The following is a 2,536-nucleotide window of genomic DNA, read 5'->3' as shown; positions in this document are numbered from 1 at the left end:
ATGAACGCGTTCAAGGGGAGCATTTCCACGAAGGCTGCTACCGATGCTGTGGCTCTAGCGTTCGAGGGTGCTGGGTTTCAGGTTGAGAAGGTCTACCTTGCCGACGGTGGCGACGGGACCACCGATGTAGCTGCAGCTCTGGGTGGACGCGTCGAATTCGTAAGTACCTTCGATCCCCTGATGCATCCCATCGAGGCGCCTGTGGTGTGGCTTGGCCAGACGGCGGTCATCGAGATGGCAAGAGCGTCCGGATGGGCGTTGATTACCGCTGAGGAACGGAATCCCATGCTCACGACCACATGGGGGACTGGCCTGCTTGTCAAACACGCAGTGGAGCACGGAGCCGACCGCATTATCCTGGGCGTCGGTGGATCTGCCACCGTGGACGGCGGGCTCGGCATGCTGGCCGCGCTGGGTTTCAGCATCACTGACGAGGCCGGCAATGCCTCATGGCGAGGCGGTGAGGGACTATCCCGGCTGGCTCGTGTTGTGGCAAGCTCGCCTATGAAGCAGACCAGGCTGGTGGTCGCCAGCGACGTGACCAATCCTCTGCTCGGCCTGACGGGAGCAGCTCCGGTGTTCGGTCCGCAGAAGGGAGCCACGCCCGACATGGTGACGCTGCTGGAAAAGGGCCTGGAACGGCTGGCTGACATCACGCTGCAGATGAGGGGCGTGCGGCTGCACGATATGCCTGGGGCGGGTGCTGCCGGCGGTGTCGGTGGCGCGGCCGTCGCATGGCTGGGCGGTCACCTGGAGCCAGGCGCTGAACTTTTCATGGACCTCGAGAACTTCGACGCCCGAGCTGTGGGATGCACTGTGCTGGTGACTGGTGAGGGAAGCATCGATGCTCAGACGGTGTATGGCAAGGCCCCGGTTCGTGTGGCGCAGCGTTTCCGGAAGGTTTCGCCGGAGGGATTGACGGTGGCTATTGCCGGGGCCGTGCGCGATCGGGCACAGGTCCGCGAGGCCGGCATCGATGTCTTTGTCACGACCCTCGACCGTCCTATGAGTGAACGTGAGGCCATGGAAAACGGTTTGGCACTGCTGACACAGGCGGCCGCCGAGCTGGCGCATCTTCTGTCACTGAAGCCATGATGCCTCACCGTTCTGCGATATACTGAGGGAACTCACAATCTGGAGGTACAAGTGACAACAGTAGGCGATATGTTTCCACCCTTGGAATTGCAGAACCATTGGATGGTCCTCACCTGCTATCCCAACAACATGACGCCAGGGTGTTCGCAGGAGGCGCTGTCATGACGGAGCTCGAGGAGTATCAGAAGGCGAGGGATCGGGTCCAGGAGGTCAAGGGGCTCTACGCCCACGCGGTCATGTTTCTGGTGGCCAACGCGGCCCTGGCCGTTCTGAACCTTGCCACGCTCAAGAAGAACGATGGCGTCATCTGGTTCATCTGGCCGCTCATCGGATGGGGCGTCGTCCTCGTGGTGCATGCTATCTCGGTCTTTGGTATCGGGCGATTTCTGGGAAGGGGATGGGAACAGCGCCAGATTCAGCGGGAGCTCGACCGCCGACACAGCGACCCTCAGGCATAAGGAACGGACGTGTCTGTGGAGGACCCTGCTGGAATTGGTATAGAGACGGTCGGCGTTCCTTCGCGCAGGCCGGAGGGAATGACCGCGTTCACCATCGTCTGGTTTGGACAGGTCGTGTCCCTGGTCGGAACGGCGATGAGCGGCTTTGCGCTGACGCTGTGGGCGTACCGCACCACCGGGCTGGCAACTGCACTATCGATGGTCGCTTTCTTCAACTTTGCGCCGATGATCGTGATGAGTCCGATCGCGGGCGTGCTGGTCGACCGCTGGAACCGCAAATGGACCATGGCGCTGTCCGACCTGGCGTCTGCCATGATGACATTGGTCGTTCTCGTCCTGTTCCTGACGGGTCACCTGTAGCTGTGGCATCTCTACGTGACAGGTGCGCTGTCGGCGGCGTTCCAGACGTTTCAGTGGCCGGCGTACAGCGCTGCGATCAGCATGATGGTCCCAAAGAAGCAGTACCAGAGGGCAAGCGGCATGATCTCGATGGCAGAGAGCGGGTCGGGTATCGCCGCGCCCATCCTTGCGGGAGCGCTCGCGGGAGTACTGGGCTTTCAACGACTGTGGGTCATCTTTGCCATCGATCTCGCCACCTTCGTCGTCGCCCTGGGAGCGCTGATCGTCGTGGCTATTCCAAACCCGCCCCATGTCGAGTCCGATCATCCAGAGAGCCTGTTCAGTCAGTCGATGTTTGGCTTCCGGTACATCTGGCAGCATCGACCACTGTTCGACCTGCAGATGCTGTTCTTCGCCTCGAACCTCATCGCCAGTCTGTGCATCACGATCCTCCCCGCGCTGATCCTTGCTCGTACGGGCAACAACGCAACGGCACTCGGATCAACGCAGTCTGCTGCGGCTGTGGGGGGCGTTGTCGGCGGGGTCCTGCTCACGGCCTGGGGAGGTCCAAAACGCAAGGTGAACGGGGTGCTGCTGGGCATGGTGCTGACGTCGTTGTTCGGCACGCTGGTCATCGGTCTTGG

At 61.6% G+C, this 2,536-nt stretch carries 4 protein-coding genes; all 4 read left to right on the top strand.

Annotation, left to right across the window (positions count from 1 at the left end):
* Positions 1-1,095: glycerate kinase family protein (locus SMC5_RS10065; RefSeq protein ID WP_133299210.1), on the top strand; the 1,095-nt coding region annotated here is incomplete at its 5' end.
* 161 nt (positions 1,096-1,256) lie between these two features.
* Complete coding sequence (locus SMC5_RS10060; protein WP_119088066.1) at positions 1,257-1,553, top strand: 2TM domain-containing protein; 297 nt, start codon at positions 1,257-1,259, stop codon at positions 1,551-1,553.
* A gap of 78 nt (positions 1,554-1,631) precedes the next feature.
* Positions 1,632-1,913: an MFS transporter gene (locus tag SMC5_RS10055; protein WP_119120596.1), complete on the top strand. Its 282-nt coding sequence runs from the start codon at positions 1,632-1,634 to the stop codon at positions 1,911-1,913.
* Positions 1,914-1,928: 15 nt separating this feature from the next.
* Positions 1,929-2,536 (top strand): MFS transporter (locus SMC5_RS10050; protein WP_119120595.1); only part of this gene is annotated, 608 nt, incomplete at its 3' end.

It is taken from the genome of Candidatus Cryosericum odellii, from assembly GCF_003570935.1.
GTDB lineage: Bacteria > Caldisericota > Caldisericia > Cryosericales > Cryosericaceae > Cryosericum > Cryosericum odellii.
This window is presented reverse-complemented; position numbering and strand designations above follow the sequence as displayed.

What these genes read in the sequence shown, in the direction of transcription:
- SMC5_RS10060 (WP_119088066.1), top strand. Translation starts at nt 1,257, where the DNA reads ATGACGGAGCTCGAGGAGTATCAGAAGGCGAGGGATCGGGTCCAGGAG.
- SMC5_RS10055 (WP_119120596.1), top strand. Translation starts at nt 1,632, where the DNA reads ATGACCGCGTTCACCATCGTCTGGTTTGGACAGGTCGTGTCCCTGGTC.